A 20,885-nucleotide genomic window follows, 5' to 3' on the forward strand; every position below is an offset into this window, starting at 1 on the left:
CACCCCTTGAAGGTAGCTGGCATTAAGGTGGTCAGGTTGACTGCCGGAAAGAAGGGAATGGTAAATACTAAAGGGTCCGGATTGCCTACATTGTAAAACCAGGGAGTTTTTGGCCCACGACGCAGATCTCAACTGTGTTCCGGGTATGGCTAAATGAGCGTACTGATCTGGCATCACGTTAGACAATGGCAGTTCCCCGAACCTGGAACTGCTTAGTTTTAGGTCCATACGATAAGGTTAAAACCACGGGGAATGTGGTGCTCGATTTGGCCACCGGTGAGGGTGAAATGCAAATTGCTCAATCCCCCTATGATTGCAAAATATTATTAACCTTTTATGATATGCAAACGGAAGTATTTTCAGGGCGACAATTTAGATACTATACTTGCGGACATTGCTGACCGCGAGAAACATTAAAATTTATCTGATAACGTAAAGGTTTCCCCTTACCCAGTCAAATTATCCTTTATTCTGATGGATTTTTACTGTAGAATTGTATGGACAAATTTTTTATCAAACCGCCACGGGGCGGTGCTCGACAATGCCTCTTTTAACAACCTGTAGCACTCTCCCTGATCACCCCCCCTTTGAAAATTTACGCGACATTTGGTTAAGGTTCCATCCCTGCCGGGACATGGCTATGTCAGGTTAGGTGCATTATGCACCTAACCTGGCATCCTATCCGTGGCCATTTTTGCACTGAAACGACAAAGAGCAATTATGAATAACCTTACTATGAAGCCTCCACCGCTGTTACACCTTTGTCAGCCTGTAGATCCTTTTGCACCAGTGATCTTCAATATCAAATTTGCGCGGCATATAACTTATGAACTGCGCACAGTCGATGTTGCCCGTGATCTGGCCGAGGTGCTGGGCTGGATGGGAAAAGGAAGTATTTCTGAGCATCAGGATGCCGACCTGGCCGCTGATACCTTCTACCAGTCCTATATGATAGTGGCGAAAGATGATAATTCCCAAGCCCTTGTTGTAACATTGGACGGGGTGCCTGCCATCCAGATTGACGTGCGTACCGGGCCTAAAACCCTAGCCGAAATCATTGGTGGCAAGCAGTGTTACGTTCTTAGCCTCAAAGCCAACCAACAGCTTAGGCTAAAGACAATACAACATGGAATAATGTTTGCATTTTCTTCTATGTTCGAGGTTACACAACATCCAATATTATGTGTTCAGGTAGACCAGGATCAAACCTACTGGCATGTGGTCTGTACTCAATTAAAGGGTGATGTGATCCAGCGAATAACGACCAGTACACAGGCGCAGACAATATACCGATTTGATAGAAGTCAATTTTTGTAAATAATAGCACCAACCAACAGTTGCCTCCTTTTCCCCACTGATGGCCACTCCTGACAACAGGCCCTCTGCCGTTTTGCACGATATTAAACCACAACTATGAAATACGAACTTGTTGAGTTGGAACAGTATATACACGATCGGTTACCTCCGGAGATACTACCTGTCGATGAAAAGTTACGCGAAAAGGTGGCTGTCCACAGCCATTACCTATCCTTGCAGGTACAACGGCTGCGAACCATCTTTAAAGAGGACCTTGCCGCTATGAAGGACCTGGAAAGGGCCAGAATATATGTGCCGGTACACGCTCTTTCGATTCTGGATATATGCGGCCAACTTGCCAACTGGTTTCAGGCGGCAAAAGAAAAAGGCCAGAACCAGCTCATGGAATTTTACAGCCGGATAGATAGGCTGCTTAGTGACCTGCTCCAAATCCTACAAAAAACATTGCCGGCGGCATTCGATACCTCTCTACCTATCCCATTTACCATCTACAATGATCATCTGCCGCATATCCGGCAACTAATTGACGGAATTTCCGATCTTAAACCGCTGCTGGATCATCATAACCAGCCGGTAATAGATCTTGTGCAAACGGAGATTACCAGTATTTGGGCAAGCCCACGCGAGGTAACTTATCATCTGCTGGAGTACACTACCCGGTTGCTCACGGCATTAAGCGAAATTAAAGACCGTACTGTGCCGAATTATAGTCACTACCTGCATACCGCCGTGCTTATCCGGCTCAACTACAACTCCCCCAAATATATAGAACGGTGTATTTTTAAACTCATCGAGAAGATGGATGAAATGAATAACCTGGAGAAACTGATCACCATTGACTTTTACGTCGATGAACTCTCTAAAATAGTGCCCCTTAAAAGCGACTGTTTGATAAGCGATGAACACTCAGCACTCGATCAGCTCAAAGCATGGACATTCCAGGAGAAAAAAAAGTTGGAAAAGCCTTTGCTGGCCACTCAACAGCAAAAGGAATTAGAAAAGCTATTCCTCGATTTAAGTGTCGATGAGCTGGCTGCCCTGACTTATGGCGCACAAAAAGCCGGCTTTACTAGAAAGGATGATAAGCTGAATTTGTTCCGTCAGATAATTGCCTTTATCCGCACAATTGGCACCGATAATATTGCCATCGACAGCTTTGCCAACAAAACCTATAAACCAAAAGAGGCTGCTAAAGTCAGTATGCGGGCAAAACTAAGGTTGCTTGACGATGCACTGCGGTGACAATGCGTTCGTATTACTTCGAAAATTCATCATCATACTCATAACGACGTAAAAGGGAAAGTTTTATGCTGTCAAAAAACGGGGTGCGGGATTTTTTCTTCAGCCGATTATTTTCATACATTTTGTAAATATTGGAGAGATCAATCTGAAAGATGTTTCCAAAAAAGGTGGCCAAAGAAGAAATGGACTCTTTTTTGCCGTTCAATACCCCCATCTCGTTGAGGCCATAGATCAATTCTACAAGTTCTGCCTTATTACCGGTCCACGATATCGGGCTTAACGGCTGGCCCCCTGCAGGTGTAGCAGACGATAACCTATGTTCGAGGTATTCCTGGAGAAACGTAGCGGAAACGAGTTGGGCATACAAGTAACTCCACGGGGTATAATATCGCTTGTCCAGGAATGGTAACAAGGAGGCCCGATCATCCCTGAGTAAAAAATTTAGCGTATCATTTTGAATCGTTGGAGGATAACGCAGAAAATAAGTCTGGTCATTGTAGGTAAAACCCAATGACAAGTAAAGCTGGTCATCTTGATGGTGAAGCAGGAAAGAACGGGTGCTGTCCAACCGCTTACGATAATACTGCTCGATGGCCTGCTGGTCTTTCTTTGGCGCAGATTGTTCGAGCTTTAGAAGGTCAGTGAAAAAGTAAGCTCTGCCATCAAACTCTGGCTTTACATACTTGAAAAAATTTATCTCTTCTTCCTCGTCATTAAAAGTGTGCCGATCAATATGAGCGTGTAACTCGGCGATAATACCTGTTACTGCCCGTAAGCATTTAGCCAAATAACTGGTGGTAACGGAGAATAATTCTAAAGATTCGTTTTGGGCGCGAACTTCTGCGAGAAGTTGGGAATACCAATGTTCTGTCATACCATACTTTTTTTGCCTGGGAGGCAGGTGAACGATTTGGTATAGTGGAAAAACAGAACAGATAGGAAGGGAAACCCTGATGTAAAATTACTTTTGATCTCATGAAAGTGAGCATGGTAAGCAGTTTACAGGAAAATGACATTTAGGTAAATACACCGGATTTCAGTAAGAAACACCGGGCAATAGATTGTGACCGGGGGATAAAAGTAATGGATAAGCGTAGTTGTATTTCGCCCAACGCATAGAATATGGCGATGAACGCATTACTGGGGTTGGTGAGCGTCGGCAAAGGTGATAGATTAGTATTTCCTCCACGGAATAAAGTATAATTGAGATCACGATATTGGAAGGTTAACAATGGCGTTGAAATCAAACACAAAAAAAAGGAGGCATTCACTCGTAGGAATGCCCCCTGGGATAGATCCCCCTCGATTGTAGCAGCACTTGGCTGGTTGCGCTCCCGCAGAGCCACCTCCACTGATACAATTATTTTACCTGCTACGGCCTCACTTTTTGACCAGCCTTTTGTCCTGATTTTTTTACCACGCGGGTTGAGTTACCGGCTGCTTGTCTATGATTCTTGTTTTTTCGGGCACCTTCTTCATCGGAGGCGGCTGCCCGTGGCTGCCGCTGGCCGCTTTTGGGTTGATTCTTTGGCGGGGTGACCTTCCCCTTCTCGTCCACGTAGCTGATGCGACTGGCCAGCCGATCATTGGCCTCCTTAGTCCGAAATTCCTTATGCCCGAGTGCTTTACCATGCAAGTTTTTGACGTGATAGGTCGCCATATTTGCATTGAGCGACATCAGAATTTCCGGGTACATCGGAGAAGGAGTTTGCAGCTTCACCTCTTTACCTGCCAGCAGATCCCTCATAATCTCGCTTCTGCGCGATGGGTTATTCATTTCCGGTAAATTGAAGTCACCAATCTTTTTTTCCGGATCGAAATACATAGTACCCTGTACACGCCGCAGGGGAAGATTATCACTCTTAGTTTTGTTGCCGGAAAAATCTACCGCCACATAGGCGTTGTAGGATTGGTTTTTATTCTTGTTGTAGTAGGTTTTATGGACCCACCTGGGCGAATCAACGCTGGGATTAGCCAGCATCGTAGTAGCCTCCTGAATAGTGATCTTATCGGTAGGCCGGAAGAAACGAAGTTGGGCGCTTTCTTCTACCGAAGTGGCTACATCGAGTTTGGGCGCAGGGAATCCCGATGTTTTGATGGGAATATCCATCGCACTAATCATGGCAGAATAGGCCTCCTGGTGCGCTTTATGGAATGGTTTTAGACCTTGCCGGATTTTATCAATGTGGGCAGTGGTAGCCGCCGCAAACTCAGCGGTGTTTTTAAAATCCTTTCTGAGTGGCGCACTGTTCGCCAGGGCGACTACATCTTTGAGTTTAACGCCTTCAGCTTCCAGCTTCGTCATATCACCTGGATATACTTTTGCATCGAAACCATTAAAATAAAGGGTAGACGTAGATTCGTCTACCCGGAACTTATTAGTAGCCTTTGCCAATCCTTCCGGGTTTAAGGAAAGATAAAGCAATTCAAACTCTTTAGTTCCACGGGCGAGCTGGTCGTCTATTCGACCATCCATTGCGGCACCATAGCCAGCATCATCAACTTTGGCTTTCGCCCTCTGCACGTCTTTTACCTGTTGCATGGTAATAGATTTTTAAAGTTAAAATTTAGGAGTCCGGTTAATTCCTTTGAGCGGGACTTCTACAGTCCTGGCTTTGCGCTCATTGAGTGCCGACTCCCGTGTACCCAACCTGTGTTCAACTACACTAGGCAACGCAAGAAATTCTGTCGTATTTAAACGTTGCCCCTGTAGATCAAATACCATTATGTCCCTGCTTTCAGGTGCCACTACAATATTGACGTACTGGTGGGCAGAACCGTTTTGAGGTGTCACCTGCGCCGATCTACCAGAACGTAGTATCCCCTCTACAGACGCCCGATGATCGGGTCTGTCGCATTCGAACATATCAAGATGGAGGAGCTTTGTATCCAGGTCAAAATCAGGATGCTGCACTACCCTGGAACCATTGTAATCAACCACCTGCCAGTCACCAGCGCCATCATTTAGGCCACGATTGAAGTAAGGCGTCGGACACTGGCGATCCAGTAACAGGTTGAACATATTTTCCAGCCTTAGCTTTTCATCATTTCCGAAAGCGACAAAACATACATGGTCGGATTTATACTGATCATAAGCCTTTAGGCCAGCGGCATCTACAGGCGGTCTGCCGTTACAATAAATAGCCCAGTAATGAAAAAATACATCCTGGTTGCGGCATTGAAGGTCTAAAAACCGCTGTAGTAGCCGATGACCATAGTGTTTATCCATCTCCATGCCCACATAAGTGGGCATCCGCAGGTGATGATTAGCATAACGTTGAATATCCTTTTCCAGTTCGGCTATCGCATATTCAGGGTAACGCGCCTGCGGTATTGGTTTTACCATCACAGCGGCGGTACCATGATAACTTGCATATCCGTTAAGCAAGGTTATGATTGGCATATAATACATGGTAGATTTGGGTCCAACCTGGCTGCCCATCCATTGAATAATACCATCATACCTCTTACTCATGGCCAGATTTTCCAGCACCGTTACATCATAAATGCCAGCCTTGTGCATCTCTTTAAATGCGTCACGAAGATTCTTTACCATTTCTCACACAATTTTGCGTTGGATATTAATGTGTGTTGTGCATACCGCGTGTCGTTCCACCGTCCCTAACCATTCTGCCTACAGCCGGCTGTTTGAAATTATCCTGGCGCCCTATGAGCATAGCCACATCTTCCCTATCCGTGTTTAATCCAACTTTCTGATGGTTAAAGAAATCATCGTACGCTACTACTCCTTTACTGGCAGGATCGGCAATGAGCCTTACCGCTCCTGATGAGTTACTACAGGTGGTTGTTACCACAACTTCAGCACCGGCGCGTAAGGCCTTTTCCAATTTTGCCAGGCCAGGCCCGGCGCTGTACTCCTTGATCCTAAGTTGCCGTAGCGTTTTGTTCAAGTCATAATCAGGATAATACAGCACCTGCTTTGTACCGTCTCCTTTATTTTCCCCGGCAAAGTCTACTGCCATCCACATGGGTTCTTTATCATGATATTGGCTGTTAAAGTAGGGCAGCGGTCTATGAGGCTGAGACATCAGCACCAACATTTGAGTGAGGGAAATACTATCTGTAGCCGGAAAAAAGGCAGTCTGTACGTCCTCTGCTTTGTACTGATTATAGAATGGCAGCTCATTTTTCTCCATAGGCGGCTCCCCCTTGCAATACACCGCCCAGTAGCTTAAATACTGACTGGTATAAAGCTGGGAGAACGCATGTAGGACCCGCTTACCCACGTGCCTGTCGGCGACCAAATCATTTACAGTAGGTTTGCGAAAATGAGCTAGGTAGTAATCATTGATTGCCTCCTCTAAATTTTCTGCATTGATAGAATGCCTGTCTAATTGCTTTATCTTCGAAACCGAAACCCCCTGAAGGGCAAATTTTTCATCTTTGCGAATAATAGCCGGTGAATAGAAATAGTAGCTATCACTGGTGGCTATCTGCCCTACCCACTCAATTTGGGGACCACTGTGTTGGCGGTATTGCAGTCCGGTTATAAATGATTCATCATAAATCCCCGATATGGCCAAATCCGTACGCAGCATGTTATAGTCGTTATAATTTCCATCAGTCATGATACCATAATTTTTGCCTGTTATCCAGGAAGTTGTTTTCTACCGTTGTCCTGCTTTTGCTTCACGATCCTTTGTGTCTTGCCTTGCCCAATCTCTAATTCCCTTTTTTCAATTACGTCTTTAGGCGCCAGCAGCGTGGACATTTCTATTCGCCGTTGTGCAAAGTCCAGGGCAATGACGTATTTGTTTTTTGGATCTGCCACTAACATTACGGCATCCGCCGGTTTGCTTCCTACAGGCGTAACGGAGGCGGCAATGCCGGCCCTCAATGTTCTGTCCAATTTTTGCCGGCTCGATTCGCCATTGCATTCATCGACGTTAAGTGTACGTAGGACCATATTCAGATCGTAATCCGGGTAGTAGCATAATTTAGTCGGATCATCATCAATATTTTGGGGATGATAATCCACTTGCAACCATTTCGGTTCAAAGTCCTGGGAATTTCGATTGAAATATGGCCGTGGACATTCGGGATCGGCCAGCAAGGCATACATATGCGACAGGTTAAGCCGCTCTTCGGCTGGATAGTGAACAAAACGAACCTGCTCTTGCTCGTGGCTTCTAAAATCGCTGATAGCGGCTTCTGGAAGTGGTGGATCTCCATAGCAATACACTGACCAATAGGAATAATGTATCTGGGGATGTACAGAATAGAGCTTTGAAAATTCATCCAACACAGGATGCCCATATTTAACATCAGCTCGAAGCTCATCTACCGTAGGAAGTTTATAGTGAGCCATTAGGTAATCATTCATGTTTTTTTCCAACCTATCGGTACTTGCGCCATTTTGATCTATTCTGCCCATACCATTTACCACGACGGCAGAAACTCCCTGAAAATCCAGCACACCATTACGCTGAAAAATTACCGGGGTATAAAAAAGGCGCTTATCATTGTTGAAAAGTTGGCCCACCCAGTTTATCTGGCCGTCTGTTGGGGACCTGTTTTGTAGCCCATTAACAAACTGCTCATCCTTAATACCGATTGCGGTCAATTCCTGATGAAGTAGATTAAGTGTTTTAATTATCATAACAGCGTTTTTTAGCGAACCTTAATAGAATTAAAAGGCGCCTTACGGCTTCAATTCGCCCTGCCCCCAAATTTGCGGAACACTGTGTTGGCGATATTGCAGACTGCGTTTGAAAGATTCATCATAAATTCTCGACATTGCCAATGAGTACGCAGCGCGTTATAACTTATCATAGTCATGATCCCTTAATTTTTGCCTGTTACCCTGGCATTTGTTTTCTGCTATTGCCCTGTTTTGAATTCACTACCCTTTCTGATTTGATTTGCCTCCTCTCTGATCCTCTTCGTTCAATCACCTCTTTAGGCGCCAGCAGCGTGGATAGTTCTATTCGTCTTTGTGCCAGGTCCAGGGCGATCATGCCTTTGTTTTGTGGGTCTGCAACTAACATTATAGCGTCAACCTGATTGCTGCCTACCGGTCTAACGATCGCCGAAGTACCGTTACGAAGTGTACGCTCCACTTTATTACGGGTCGATTGGCTATTACATTCTTCCACGTTAAGTGTACGTAGCACCTTATCTATATCGTAATCAGGGTAATACCGCAAGGTTGTTGCCCCATCATACGCATAAGTGGGGTGAAAATCCACCTGCAACCACGTAGGTTCATTTTCACCGGGGTTGCGATTAAAATATGGCCGTGGACATTCGGGATGTGCGAGCAAGGCATAAATCTGTGATAAGTCAAGCCTATCTTTGTCCGGGAAGAATGTAAATTTTACATTTTGCGCCTTAAAATCGTTGAAATCGCGCACAGCGCTCTCCGTCAATGGGGGATCGAAGTAACAATGCGCCGCCCAATAGGCAAAATGAGTAGCAGGATCGACATCATATAGTTTGCTAAACTCGCTTAGTACCTTTGCACCAGCTACCGGATCGGCTAAAAGGTCATATTCGCACGGCGTACAATAGTGAACGGCATAGTAATCATCAATAGCTTTCACCAACCTGTCGGTGCTGGCGCCATTTTGATCAATGTTCTTGAGGTTCGCTACTACGGTGGCCGAAACTCCGTGAAAATCCAACCAACCATTATGCTGATGAATTGCCGGTGAATAAAAAAGACGTTTGTCGTCGTTGACAAGTCTGCCCATCCAGTGTACCATGCCGTCTGCCACAGGGCTATCTGTCAGCCCATTAATAAACCTCTCATCCATAATACCGGTTGCAGCGAGTTCCTGACGAAGTAGGCTTAGCGTATCATGTCTCATAACAACCCTTTTTAACGAACCTTAATAGAATTAGAAGGCCCCTTACGGCTTACTTCCCGTACCCGGTTATTAGCAGACTTCTTAAAAGCGGACGTTTTTTTTGCTGCCACTTTGTTATCTTTTTTTACCGCCAGCATAGTCCCATCCTGAGCCACTGCAAGAGAGGGTTTATTATCTCTCTGCTGCTGCTGATCTGCTTTATTGCCGAGGGCATTAGTATCGTTTGCCGCCTTTGGTTGCGTACGCATCTTGTTATCCGCAGATGTGAGTACTTTGTTACTGCCGATAAGTATTGTACCGGCTGCACGAACAAGCAGTTTAGCCAGGTTATAAAGTAGCCTGATGCTTTCTGTCAGAAGGCGTACAAACGGATTACGGTTAATACGTCGAAGTAAATTGTTGGTGTTCCTGCCAGCGGCGGTAACGCCCTGGGTTACCGCTTTGCCGGTAGTATTAGCCGCATCAACAACCACGTTTTTAACTTTTGTGGCACTGTCCAACACCTTTTTTGCAGCCATGCTGTTAAGCATCTTTTGGGTCTTATCCATTGCCATATAAGCATCCCGCATCTGCATAACTTCGGACATGCTTCCTGGCTTATGCTTATTGGTGAGCGTTCGTAGCACATCTACCTTCGATTGCAGGTATGTCCTATCTGGTTCTTTGCCCCCGAGCGCCTTTTCGGCGATTTTGTCGTACTTCTGGAAGGCTGCCCAATCCGAAGCAAACGTTGATGTTCCTTTGTTCATAACACAACATTTTTAAGTTTTAATAATGGCCGACCTTAGAACAGGCGGGCACGTAACAGGTCTGTACCTCTGATTTTGATAGCAAGGGGGCGATCGCCATTTTTTTCAAAGAGTTCAATAAAAAAGTATTTATTATCCGAGATGGTAAACTGTTCTACCGCGATGACGATCTCAATGCTGTTGCCTGCCGGTACCGCCGACTCGGGTGTATAGGCCAGATGCAGCGGTTCAACAGCTTTTTCCATAATCGCTGTCCTTTTGGCGGTAGTACGATCACGGATATAGCACTGTAATAGATTTATGGGGTAATCAATGGCCGAGGTATTATTTACGTGGACTTTGAAAAACAGTACTCCCTGTTTTTGGAAAACCCCTGTTATCCTGGCCTTCATACCACCCTTTTTAGCACTGGCAGGACGGCGCTGGTGGGGAGCCGTTGCTACCAACACTTTGGCTGCTTCAGCGATCTGGCTTTCCGTTAGCCGGGAATCATCATAGATGGCCTGTGTTGGTACCGAAGTAACAGCGGCAAAGGAATATACCGTTTGAGTTGGCGCCGGGTCAACATGAACTTTGAGAAAGTATATCCTGCCATCTGTGGTAAAGACGGTCAGGGTGGTGTTGGGCATGTTAAGCGATTTTGCTTTAACGCGCAACACGTTTTTTACGCCAGGAACAGCACTGGTAGCCAGATCAGGGTGACCCCGATCAATAGCCCCTTCGGTAATGGGTGCCGGAAATACCAGGATAACAGTGACCTCCGTGGAAACGCCAATTTCGTTATAGGTAACGTTTTGCGCTTCTGTGATTTTATAATTCTGCGCATAGCTGGCTGGTACGCCCAGTAGCATGGATAGGCTCATTAACAGGAGCATTATAATCGGTGCAGTATTCATGATAAATGCTTTTTTATTGATGGAACTAATTGTTATCAGACTTTAGTAATACCGGGTATTCGGATTTAACCGTGACTTTTACCAGGGTAACTTTTTTACTCAACAGCCGTTTAGCCGACTCAATGCCAGCGGCGGCAGCCTGAGCACCGATGCTGGGGTCTATGGAGCTGAGGGCGACAGATTGTATGGCCTGGTCGGAGGCTTCTTTGGAGGCATCGCGATTCATGGAACCATTGATACGAATGCCGGGATAGCCATCATAATCATATACCGTCAGCCGAACAGGTAATTGCAGGTTACCATAACGAATGGAAGTAATTGTTACGGCAAGCCGCTCACCATTCAGGTTACATTCACCATATATTTGAGCGCCTTTTGGGATGAAATGACCGGCGACATAGATGGGTTGTTGCAACCGGAAGCGGATGGAGGCATTGGAGCTTACGATTTGACTACGATGTACCACGGCCTGTATCCCCTCATTTTCAGTGGGCAGTTCCCCATCACCTGCTTTATCATTACCATAGAAAAATGCTTCATCCCCTTTGGACGCACTTACGGGCACCACCGTATCACCTCTGTATATCGAATCGGCACCGAAGTACTGGCGGCTGGCTGCCTGTGGAAGAACATGCACAGGATACACCTGCCCTTTATTGTTTTTACTGGCTTCTTTGAGCCGGTTTCTTACCCGATCCGGATGTTGTACATCAAGCAGCTTATCAATCATGCCATCCATCTTCATCAATTCAGCATTTTCCCCTTGCTGGTCGCCCATAGATGCCATCAGGGCTTCCAGCTTTTCAAGCTCAAGGCTGCTTTGCTCCTGCGGTTCACGGTCTTGCTGCAATGATGAAGGCGCGGTATCCTTTTCAGCGTCATCTATAGCCGCCTGGATCTTCTGCAGGCGGGAATCCAGTTTTTCGATTTTGCCTTCAGCCTGTTGGTGTGCTAAATCGGCGCCTTGGTCCTGCTCCTGCGAAGAGAATGGAGAAGTGACCATGCCGGGACGCTGTGTTTCTTGCACAGAATCTTCATCTGTATGTAGATTAAAGATGGAATAGGCATCACGATTTTCCTGACTTCTCCTATCGGCAGAATCCTGTTCCACCTGATTGTACAGGCTGAGTTTATCCGGGCTAAGTCTACCAGATTGATCTTCGAATTGGGCACCCGGTAAAGTGCCATTCAAACCTGCGGGTAACTGCTCCTGTTGATCATCTGCACCCTTTCCGCCTCCGAAAGCATAAAACAGCATTGCACAAAAAGGTAAGGCTAAAAAGGGCAGAAGGATTTTTCGGCTTCTCCGTGGTTTATTTGTATCCCCCATGTTATTTGTATTTAAAAAATGATTTAAAATGTTATCGCATAAACTGGCTGAGATTGCGCTCAACATAGCGTAGGCTATCCAGAAAGCCTGGCCGCCGCCGTTCTATCGCTGCCACTGTATCCCTACCGGAAGGAGTAGCGTTGAGGCTATCTACCCGTTGTAAGAACCTTTTAATAGCAGCAGCTTCCTGACCAGTAATGTGCGGTTCAAAGCCGGTGGACGGAGGTTTGGCTACCATAGGGGGAAGAGTAGCGGGCATCTCCAAAGCCGGTTGGTTTATTTCAGTTACCAGCAACATTGAGCTGATGGCAAACATGACCAGTACGAACCCGGTAGTATAGATTTTTTGCTGGCGCCGGCTCCAGCCTTTCGTTTTGGCGTTCATGAACCCGGCCCACCGTTGTTGCACACGCTGGATACCGTTGCCTATCCCACCGGCTAGTTTCTCCTTCCATTGCGGAAGCGGTCGTTTCTTACGTTTCCACATATCTTATCGTTTTTCTATTTCAAGATCTGAGTTGACAAGGGTGGCCCACTTTTCCACCAAAAAGCCGTGAGGATTCGTATCGGTCCTGTCCACGGTACGCAGGTAACCTTCTGTAACCAGGCTACGGGTAATGATAGCAGAAGTGCGAATAACTCGCTGGCGGCCATAATAGCGGAAATGATATGGATACTGGCTCGTGGACACCGATACACTATCGCAAATCACTTCCTGGCTCACGTTACCAGAGATCACCGATACGTAGTAGCCTTTCTCCTTCAAATCGTCGAAGGCAGCTTTAGCTGATCCGTCTGCCAGCTCCATTGCTTTGGCGATGGTGGCGTCTATAGCCCTTTGGTCGGGGGAAAGGGTGAAAAAGAAGGAATGGAATACCTTCACATGATCCCTTGCCTCCACGGGGATGTTTTCTTTTCTGGTGGAGGCTTCTGCAGAAATAGCCTGACCGTTGGCGACAATATAAATGCGTTCATTTGCGCGATCTACCTTTTGCAGACAACTAAATATCACATACGCCAGTAAGGCGGTATAGGTGACGATGACTACGATGGTAAAAAGCCGAACATGCTTAAAGGCGTTATCTACATTATTAATGTGCTGAAACATACGATTACATTTTTTGCTGTTATGCAATTGCAGGGAAAAGTCAGTTAGGAGGAAGAGGGCATCATCCTCTGAGCTTATCCTGCATGTAACCGGATTGCTGATTGGCAGCGACACCATTATTCATGCGGTTGTTCATATCACCGAATCCATCCGAGGCGAAACCGGCGCCATTAGCCAGTGCGCCCATACCCGATGCAGCGCCTCCCACAACACCACCCACAAGGCCGGAGGAGAAATTGGAAAAGCTGTTGGTGATCTTACTGGTCAGCGCACTACCGCCGCCAGGGTTGACAATAAAGCTGGAAATATTGGGAATGGAGGTGTAGGTGACAATCCCAATTATCGTGAAAATAATGTAGCCAACGTCTGCGGTGGTAAAGAAGGAATCCCCATACTGCTCGACCTGGCTTATATCGAGTTTGATCATCTCCGTCTGTATCGTACCTAAGATGGCACCGCAAATATTAGCGACCGGCAACCACAGGTAGAAGTTTACATACCTGGCGATCCATATTACCAGTGAATGCTGCAAGCCATCAAAGATTGCAAGCGCGAAAACCAATGGGCCAATCATAGCACAAATGATCAAATTGAAAGTTCTCACCGTATTCACACATAGAGCGGCAGCCTCATAGAGAAGTTGTAGGCAAAAAGAAATAAGATCCTTAAACCACATCTTCATATTATAGTAGGCTTTCGACATGGCAAACTCAATGTCGTGTGGGATCGCATCGAGCCAGTCCTCCTTACCTACATACTCCTCATGAGTATATTTGAGCCACTCATCTCGGTCCCCTCGTCCCTCGTTGATGCCATACATTTTATATTGAGGATGCTTCTGCATCTCCTTTTCCCGCCTTTCTATCAGTATTTGAATGTCGGCATTGGTATTATCGACAATGGCCTGCGTACCATATTTAGCCGGAGATAAAATAATTTCCATTGTGTCGATCACCTGGGGAAATATCCCGATACAAAATGCAAGGCAGAAAGGACGGAACAGAGGGTAAAAATCAATGGCTTCATTATTGGCAATGTGTTTCCAGACCCTATTACCTATGTAAAAGGTGGCGGCAAAGCCTCCAATTGCTCGGGCGTAATTGGAAAGCTGCCCGCACTTAGGCATCATTGTGGCAAACAGGTTGTCTAAGACCCCGTGTAGTCCACGGACCTGTTCAGGTATAGATTGGGCACTAAGAAGCTGTGGTAACAGTACCAAACCCAAACATGCTGCAATATGCAGATAGAGGCGTCCATAACGTTGGTTATGGCTTTTAATTCGCTGTAACATATCCGTGACTTAATTTTTTAAGATGCACGGTCACCGGGGGGTGAGAAATCAGTTACCGCAATTACTATTCAATTATTAAAATTTGTATATTCCATTTAAACATGGCAATAGACAAGATATATACCTACTTCTAGCAGGTAATCCTATTTGATGCCATGCAAATTTTTAAGCGTTTGTAGCTCTGACTTTTCTTTTGTTCGGCTTAGCACTAAGCCCGACATATCGGTAGAAAATGAATGAGTGAAAGCCAACTTACTATTCATATCATCGGCAATACGGTCAATGGCCGTAAGACGCTCATCGTCGCTCATCCTTAACTTCCTCGCAGTAATGACCAGCAACAGTTCATCGAGATTTTGTAAACTTTCGTCAATAACCCGGCTGTACACTCTGGAAACATAGATAATGTCATCTGCCTTAAAAGTACCGGCATCACGGAAATACTTCAACCCACTGCGGCATTGTTTTGCAAGCCTGATCTGTCCTTCAATGATTTCCGGGACCCGGTGGTATTTTTTGATCTCCGGGCTGATTTGGTAAAGTCCATCGAGAAATAAATCGTGAATCTTGTAATTACCGCTAGTAACATCCTTTACCTTCTGGTAGCCCTCTGAAATAATCTTATAACCATCGTACATTTTATCGAGCACCTCGCGGAACTGGTTGAGCTTTTCCACGTTGAGTATTAATTGCTGTATCTCAAAGCTCTGCGCACTCACCCGGTCGGCGAATAACAGGGAGCATAACAACAACACTGATATGATTTTCGCTTTCATATTCACACTGATTTTAATGGTTATGTAAATTTTTAAGCTGTGATATTTCGCCACCTTCCTTTAGGATACCATAAGCAAGTGCGCGGGACTCATCGGCCATATTGCGCATAAAGTCAAGCTGCGACTGGGATTTAGCTGCGATTTTGGTAATGCGAGAAATCCGTTCGTCATCCTTCATCTGGTACTGGCCTGCGGCCAGCACGTCATCGAGATCACCGAGGTTCACCTCAATGTCAGCGCTCAACTTATCGAATGACCGCAAGACGAAATACTTAGTATCTGCATCCAGGGAGGGCAAATTGGTCACCGCCTTTTTTATGGCGACGATCTGCCGACTCATATAGGCAGCATCCTCATAAGTTTTTACTGCCGCCGGGTACTTACGCACCTCCGGGTTTACCGCTTTGAGGGAGCTATAATAAAGGGAATGCAGGTCAAACTCGCCATTCTTAAAACGGGTGATCGTTTTAAGGCCGTTATCAACCGCCTTGTAACCATCCTTTACCAGCCCAATATAGATCTGCAGCATGGCGATCTGCTTTAACTGGTAGTTGGTAGCCGTTTTCTTCTGCTTAAATATTTCGTTCCATGTAGGGACCTGGCTATAGGCCGGATGGAATAGTACCACCAAAAGGATCGAAACAAGTATTGATCTTATTATCAACATATCCCATGATTTGAAGATGAAAATTTACTTACCATCAGTTCCACCATTTCGGCGAGGCCAGGAAGCTATTCTTTAGGTCTCGTTTGAATGGCAACAGCTCATTTGCAAATACGGTGAGCCTCCGTACGCGCCTGGAAGCACTGATAACCGCATTTACCTCGTGAATGAGGAAACCTCTAACGGGACAGTAAGAAAGCGACAGCATACATTGTTGAAGTCCTGGTGGCGGGTCTAAGACGACCTGGAAGTGAACAGCACTGTCCACCTGTTCACTCATATGGATGAATAACTGCTTTAAGCCAGTTTCCAATACGCCGGAGTAGGAAAATTCAACGCCATAAATTATTCGGCAAGGTTCATAGTATCCCTTCCTGAGCATCATTGAACAGAGGCATCCCGCCTTTTCATGGAAATTGTTGATGGATTCAGTTTTCATTGTGATAAATTATATAGTGATTTAAGCGTTTCGATTTCACTCTTTGATTTTATACGTTGCATACCCATCACCACATTTTCATTAGTGAAGGCCCGCAGATCGCTAAGATTCTCCTGCACATCAGTATTAACATGGTGAATCATCTCCAACCGCTTTGCATCTGACATTTGAGTTTTAAAGCTGTTGATAATGGTATAGAGCTGATCAATGTTTTGCAGTGACACCTCCAGGATTCCGGTATATACATCGAGCATATACTTGATCTCATTGGGGGTATATCCTTTGGAGGTGGTAAAAAAAGAGATGGCCCGTTTATACTCCTGTGCCACCTGTACCTGCATGTTTACAACATCGCGCACACGCTGGTAATAGGCAATGGCAGATTTCACCTTATACAACTCATCATAATATCCCCCGAAGAGTTCCTTTTGCTTTTGACTCCAATCATAAATCTCTTTGAGTTTGAGCTTACTAAGCGTGTTTTCCAGCGCCTTTTGAAGATTCTGTAGCTTAATGGTTTCAGTTTGCAAACGCTGGATAGCCAGGTCCATAGCCCGGATTACCTTCTTTACTACAGTGGTGATGATCACTGTAATGGGCGTAGCAGAAACTGAGCATGGCACAGCTATCACACTGAACATGGCAACCAGTAATATTTTAATTACGAAATGTTTCATAATACCTCCTTTTGGAATCGGTTAAGAAATCCATCCATCCGCGTGTAGCGGAAGGCAGTACTTGTGGAGGTAGTTGGTAATTGCCGGAAATTCTGGTAATACCGCTACGATAGCGGTGTACAGACACTTTAATTTGAATCAAATGAGGGGATAGTTACCACTATCTTACCTGGAGGGATGGTAAGAGGATAATGAATGGCCGGAAGAAAGGTAGTGCCGGCCCACTATGCTCGTTTATTTCTTTCTATGAAACTCGGTCTTAATGAACTTGACTGTGTTTCCTTCGTTGCTGTATATAAACAGAGTGCCTGATGGTTCCACCTTAATGGCGTTCATATCTTTATCATATATCCCGTTCCAGTTACGCGAAGTCACCCGATCCGATATGCCGGGTCTTAACGAGCGGACGATACTATACAATTCGACATGATAAATGCCACCAGGTTTGGAGGTAGCCTGTTTAATTACCAGACTGTCGGAAACGATACTATTGCCGACAGTATCAACGTGAGAAAACTCACCTGTTAGCGACTGCTGTGGAGATTTTGACCCACCACAAGCTGCCGCTGTGACGGTACCGGCAAACACTAAAAGGTTAAATAATCTGCGCATACATTCTGTTTTATTATTAAAATTAGACCATTGTCCAACGCAACCCAATAGTGGCGCCGGATTAATTTTTCTGTGCCTCCAAATCAGCGACCAACGCCTTTATCCCCAATCTCATATCACCATTATGTGCCGCAGTATATTGCTGAACAAGTAACTTTTCCCGTTCTTCCGTGGTGAAGCAATAGTATTCATACGGAGAAGGTTCATATCCGAACACCTTCATATATTGGCCGGAGAAATCCACATAAAACTCCCGATACTTCCTTTTAGAATCATTTGCGCGGTTAAGTGATAGAACCATCATTTTTCCTTTGTCACTCATCCCCATCGCTGCCTGAATAGCATCGAATTTGTTGACAAACTTTTTCATATCCAACAAAATCTTGCAATCCGCATTGTTGATAATAGCATCACGAATAATGGGGCTATTAATCAAGTCGCCAATCTCCTGGGATACACACCATGCTTCTCCGAAATATTTTCTTACGGTCTTGTATAAATATTTTATGAAGTTGGCCATCCCCGAGGTAGCTATAGCTTTCCAGGCCTCCTCAATGACAATGATTTTTCTCACGCCTTTGAGCTTTCTCATCTTCGAAATGAATAGCTGCATTACTATCAGCGTCGTTACACTTAGAAGGACGGGATGCTCCTTAATATTGTCAAGTTCAAAAATTATCAGCGGCGTTTTTAACAGGTCTAAATTCTCTTCAGCATTAAGTAAAAAGTCAAACTCGCCACCCTTATAGTAAGGCTGCATAACGTAGAGGAAGTTGTCTACATCAAACTCTTTTTCTTTTACATTCTGCCTGCGAAGAGTATCCATAAACTCTCCCTGGAGATACTCGTAAAAAGTATTAAAACAAGGAAAAAGAGATGGCTCTGCTGCCAGCTTTTCAAAATACCCGACAAGTGCGTTGGACAGCGCTACATATTCACTCTGCTTGTAAGATTCATTTTCACGCTTCCACAGCGCAATCAGCAGTGTCTTAATAGACTCCCTCCTTTCCGTATCCAACACATCCCCATCGGAGATGAAGAAGGGGTTGAACTTGATGGGGTTTTCCTCTGTATAGGAAAAATAGTAGCCCCCCATGAGCTGGCATAAGCCCTGGTAGCTATTTCCCACGTCAATGATTACCGCGTGGCTACCTTGTTCTAAATAACTCTTTATCAGCGCATTACATAGGAGACTCTTACCCGAACCCGAAGCGCCAACTATGAATTTATTGCGATTAGACAGTAATCCAGTCTTGACCCCCCAATCTGATAGATCGAAATGAACGGGAGCACCTGTCTGTCTATCCACCAACCTAATACCTACCGGTGATGGAGAGTCGCGATAACAGGTTTCCTGCGTGAAAAAACAGGATGCCTGTTCTAAAAAAGTATCAAACAGCTCGTTGTCTGGAATATCTGCGCTGTTACCCGGCAGTGAGGACCAGTAAAGTTGTGGGGCGCCCTTTATTTCTTCCCGCGGATTGGCATCAAGCTGCGCCAAAGAAGATGATGCTTGATTACGCAGCTCTTTTAGCTGGTGACGATCTGCGGTCCATGCAATGAGATTATAATGTGCTCTTACCGGTAGCCGCGACTGAGAAATGGCCTCGTTCAAAAAATCGTTGGTGGCATCCCTGGAAATCGCGTTCTCCCGGCTATATGCACTGAGCGACTGAAGCCGCCGGCGTTTTGTTTCCAGCTTCTTCATCGTTTTCTGCGGGTCCTCCAATACCAACACCTGATTGTAGATGTGATTGCAGGGCAGAAGTAACCCGCATGGAGCTGCAAAGCCAATGGCGAACTTAGTTCTATCCGTGGAATACTTGTCATAAGTAATCCGCGGACCGCACATGCCTGGGAGATCCTCTACGTCTGCCAGAGTATACATTTGGCAGTACTTATCACCAATCTTCCATTCCGGTTTGAAGGTAATATCCTCCATCACCGGGGCATCTGTTTCAGAGAGTAAAAAACAGTATCGTTCCAACAGCCCCGCCTTTTGGCTGTCGCCACTTAGTTCGGCGGCGTTCATGCGGCGCGGCTGTATAAAGCCGCCTTCTGAAAGTAACCGCTCAAACTGCCCGACCCGATCCTGGAACTCGAAAAGCGCCTGACCTTTCACTACCTCGGCTGGAAACATCGCGGGGCGTAGCAGGTTGCTGATGGCGCTATTGCTCGGTTTGCGCCCAGTAGCCTTCCGTGTAATAAACAAATAGGACTTATGGGTAAGAATAGGGCGCCCATGAAAAAAACGCTCCGCCGACCTGCCTAAAAAAGTCTTTTCATCATTACCTTCAAAATCAGCCTTGTACTCATCTTGCAGATACCAATCCTGTTTATGGATAACCGTTCCGGTTGGCAATACCCTTATGGCTCTACCCCATACATGATGCAGTGCTTCGTATTCTTCGGTAGCTAACGAAAATATTTCCGGAAGCGTCAGTTCAAAGCAGAAAGTAATATCTCCTGCTTTGGATATAATACAATCTCCCTCAATTTTGGAGATGGGAAGTAGTGCCGCTAACTGCTTTTCCTTTGACCGGGGCTGTTTGAGCTGGAGCATAAGGGATGCCAGCAGGATTATCCCGATAGTGATCATTGCAATCATGGCCTTACTTTTTAGGTGAGGTTAGATTGAAAAACACGCTTCGGGAATGGCAACGGATATGCTCTGGAACAGAGCGGTAACCAGTTTTTTTTAGCAGGCCATGTTCACCGTATTTACGGGAGTATTTACTTACTGTAGAAAAAAGGAAAAAGCCTAATCCCCCTACAATCAGCGCACAAAGCCATATTGGCGCACCGGCGATATATCCAATCGCAAACAGTACCAATAAGCCTACCAAGCCAACGGCTAAATATAAAATGTATTGGGCCTTTATCCCCTTAAACTCAATACTGCGATTTATTCCTTTGTTAATACTATATACAATAGACATGGATTAATTCTTAAT

At 45.5% G+C, this 20,885-nt stretch carries 20 protein-coding genes; 2 read left to right on the forward strand and 18 right to left on the reverse strand.

Features of this window, described 5'->3' with window-relative positions:
* Positions 1 to 735 precede the first annotated feature (735 nt).
* Positions 736 to 1,317, forward strand: a complete 582-nt coding sequence (locus tag BMW79_RS04320; protein ID WP_143059069.1) for a hypothetical protein — start codon at positions 736 to 738, stop codon at positions 1,315 to 1,317.
* A gap of 96 nt (positions 1,318 to 1,413) precedes the next feature.
* Positions 1,414 to 2,559: a hypothetical protein gene (locus tag BMW79_RS04325; protein ID WP_143059070.1), complete on the forward strand. Its 1,146-nt coding sequence runs from the start codon at positions 1,414 to 1,416 to the stop codon at positions 2,557 to 2,559.
* A 13-nt stretch (positions 2,560 to 2,572) separates the two neighbouring features.
* On the opposite strand, the gene BMW79_RS04330 is transcribed toward BMW79_RS04325, so the two are convergent.
* The 18 genes from BMW79_RS04330 to BMW79_RS04420 all read right to left on the reverse strand — a co-directional run bounded on the left by BMW79_RS04330 (position 2,573) and on the right by BMW79_RS04420 (position 20,870).
* Positions 2,573 to 3,433 (reverse strand): RteC domain-containing protein, encoded by an 861-nt coding sequence (locus tag BMW79_RS04330; protein ID WP_089891040.1) that lies wholly within the window; start codon positions 3,431 to 3,433, stop codon positions 2,573 to 2,575.
* A 498-nt stretch (positions 3,434 to 3,931) separates the two neighbouring features.
* Positions 3,932 to 5,083, reverse strand: a complete 1,152-nt coding sequence (locus BMW79_RS04335) for a hypothetical protein (RefSeq protein ID WP_143059071.1) — start codon at positions 5,081 to 5,083, stop codon at positions 3,932 to 3,934.
* Between the two features lie 36 nt (positions 5,084 to 5,119).
* Positions 5,120 to 6,115 (reverse strand): hypothetical protein, encoded by a 996-nt coding sequence (locus BMW79_RS04340; RefSeq protein ID WP_089891046.1) that lies wholly within the window; start codon positions 6,113 to 6,115, stop codon positions 5,120 to 5,122.
* Positions 6,116 to 6,140: 25 nt separating this feature from the next.
* Positions 6,141 to 7,148 (reverse strand): hypothetical protein, encoded by a 1,008-nt coding sequence (locus tag BMW79_RS04345; RefSeq protein WP_089891047.1) that lies wholly within the window; start codon positions 7,146 to 7,148, stop codon positions 6,141 to 6,143.
* A 20-nt stretch (positions 7,149 to 7,168) separates the two neighbouring features.
* Positions 7,169 to 8,179 (reverse strand): hypothetical protein, encoded by a 1,011-nt coding sequence (locus tag BMW79_RS04350; RefSeq protein WP_089891050.1) that lies wholly within the window; start codon positions 8,177 to 8,179, stop codon positions 7,169 to 7,171.
* 199 nt (positions 8,180 to 8,378) lie between these two features.
* Positions 8,379 to 9,389 (reverse strand): hypothetical protein, encoded by a 1,011-nt coding sequence (locus tag BMW79_RS04355; protein ID WP_089891053.1) that lies wholly within the window; start codon positions 9,387 to 9,389, stop codon positions 8,379 to 8,381.
* Positions 9,390 to 9,400: 11 nt separating this feature from the next.
* Positions 9,401 to 10,138, reverse strand: a complete 738-nt coding sequence (locus tag BMW79_RS04360; RefSeq protein WP_089891055.1) for a hypothetical protein — start codon at positions 10,136 to 10,138, stop codon at positions 9,401 to 9,403.
* A 35-nt stretch (positions 10,139 to 10,173) separates the two neighbouring features.
* Complete coding sequence (gene traN / locus BMW79_RS04365) at positions 10,174 to 11,034, reverse strand: conjugative transposon protein TraN (protein WP_089891058.1); 861 nt, start codon at positions 11,032 to 11,034, stop codon at positions 10,174 to 10,176.
* Positions 11,035 to 11,059: 25 nt separating this feature from the next.
* On the reverse strand, positions 11,060 to 12,364 hold the full coding sequence (gene traM, locus BMW79_RS04370) for a conjugative transposon protein TraM (protein WP_177192039.1): 1,305 nt from the start codon (positions 12,362 to 12,364) through the stop codon (positions 11,060 to 11,062).
* Between the two features lie 31 nt (positions 12,365 to 12,395).
* Positions 12,396 to 12,851 carry a hypothetical protein gene (locus BMW79_RS04375; RefSeq protein WP_089891064.1) on the reverse strand — a complete coding sequence of 152 codons (456 nt, stop codon included), beginning with the start codon at positions 12,849 to 12,851 and terminating at the stop codon, positions 12,396 to 12,398.
* Between the two features lie 3 nt (positions 12,852 to 12,854).
* The gene (traK, locus tag BMW79_RS04380; protein WP_089891066.1) at positions 12,855 to 13,472 is read right to left on the reverse strand and encodes a conjugative transposon protein TraK; all 618 of its coding nucleotides are present in this window, start codon (positions 13,470 to 13,472) and stop codon (positions 12,855 to 12,857) included.
* 61 nt (positions 13,473 to 13,533) lie between these two features.
* Positions 13,534 to 14,763 carry a conjugative transposon protein TraJ gene (traJ, locus tag BMW79_RS04385; protein WP_089891068.1) on the reverse strand — a complete coding sequence of 410 codons (1,230 nt, stop codon included), beginning with the start codon at positions 14,761 to 14,763 and terminating at the stop codon, positions 13,534 to 13,536.
* Between the two features lie 143 nt (positions 14,764 to 14,906).
* Positions 14,907 to 15,539 carry a hypothetical protein gene (locus tag BMW79_RS04390; protein WP_089891071.1) on the reverse strand — a complete coding sequence of 211 codons (633 nt, stop codon included), beginning with the start codon at positions 15,537 to 15,539 and terminating at the stop codon, positions 14,907 to 14,909.
* 13 nt (positions 15,540 to 15,552) lie between these two features.
* Complete coding sequence (locus BMW79_RS04395; RefSeq protein WP_143059072.1) at positions 15,553 to 16,206, reverse strand: hypothetical protein; 654 nt, start codon at positions 16,204 to 16,206, stop codon at positions 15,553 to 15,555.
* 432 nt (positions 16,207 to 16,638) lie between these two features.
* Positions 16,639 to 17,319, reverse strand: coding sequence for a hypothetical protein (locus BMW79_RS04405; protein ID WP_089891080.1), 681 nt, complete (start codon positions 17,317 to 17,319; stop codon positions 16,639 to 16,641).
* Between the two features lie 234 nt (positions 17,320 to 17,553).
* Positions 17,554 to 17,931, reverse strand: coding sequence for a hypothetical protein (locus BMW79_RS04410; protein WP_089891083.1), 378 nt, complete (start codon positions 17,929 to 17,931; stop codon positions 17,554 to 17,556).
* 61 nt (positions 17,932 to 17,992) lie between these two features.
* Positions 17,993 to 20,539, reverse strand: coding sequence for a TraG family conjugative transposon ATPase (locus BMW79_RS04415; RefSeq protein ID WP_245752374.1), 2,547 nt, complete (start codon positions 20,537 to 20,539; stop codon positions 17,993 to 17,995).
* Positions 20,540 to 20,543: 4 nt separating this feature from the next.
* Complete coding sequence (locus BMW79_RS04420; protein WP_089891085.1) at positions 20,544 to 20,870, reverse strand: DUF4133 domain-containing protein; 327 nt, start codon at positions 20,868 to 20,870, stop codon at positions 20,544 to 20,546.
* Positions 20,871 to 20,885: the final 15 nt, after the last annotated feature.

It is taken from the genome of Chitinophaga arvensicola (assembly GCF_900110835.1).
Classification (GTDB): Bacteria; Bacteroidota; Bacteroidia; order Chitinophagales; family Chitinophagaceae; genus Chitinophaga; species Chitinophaga arvensicola.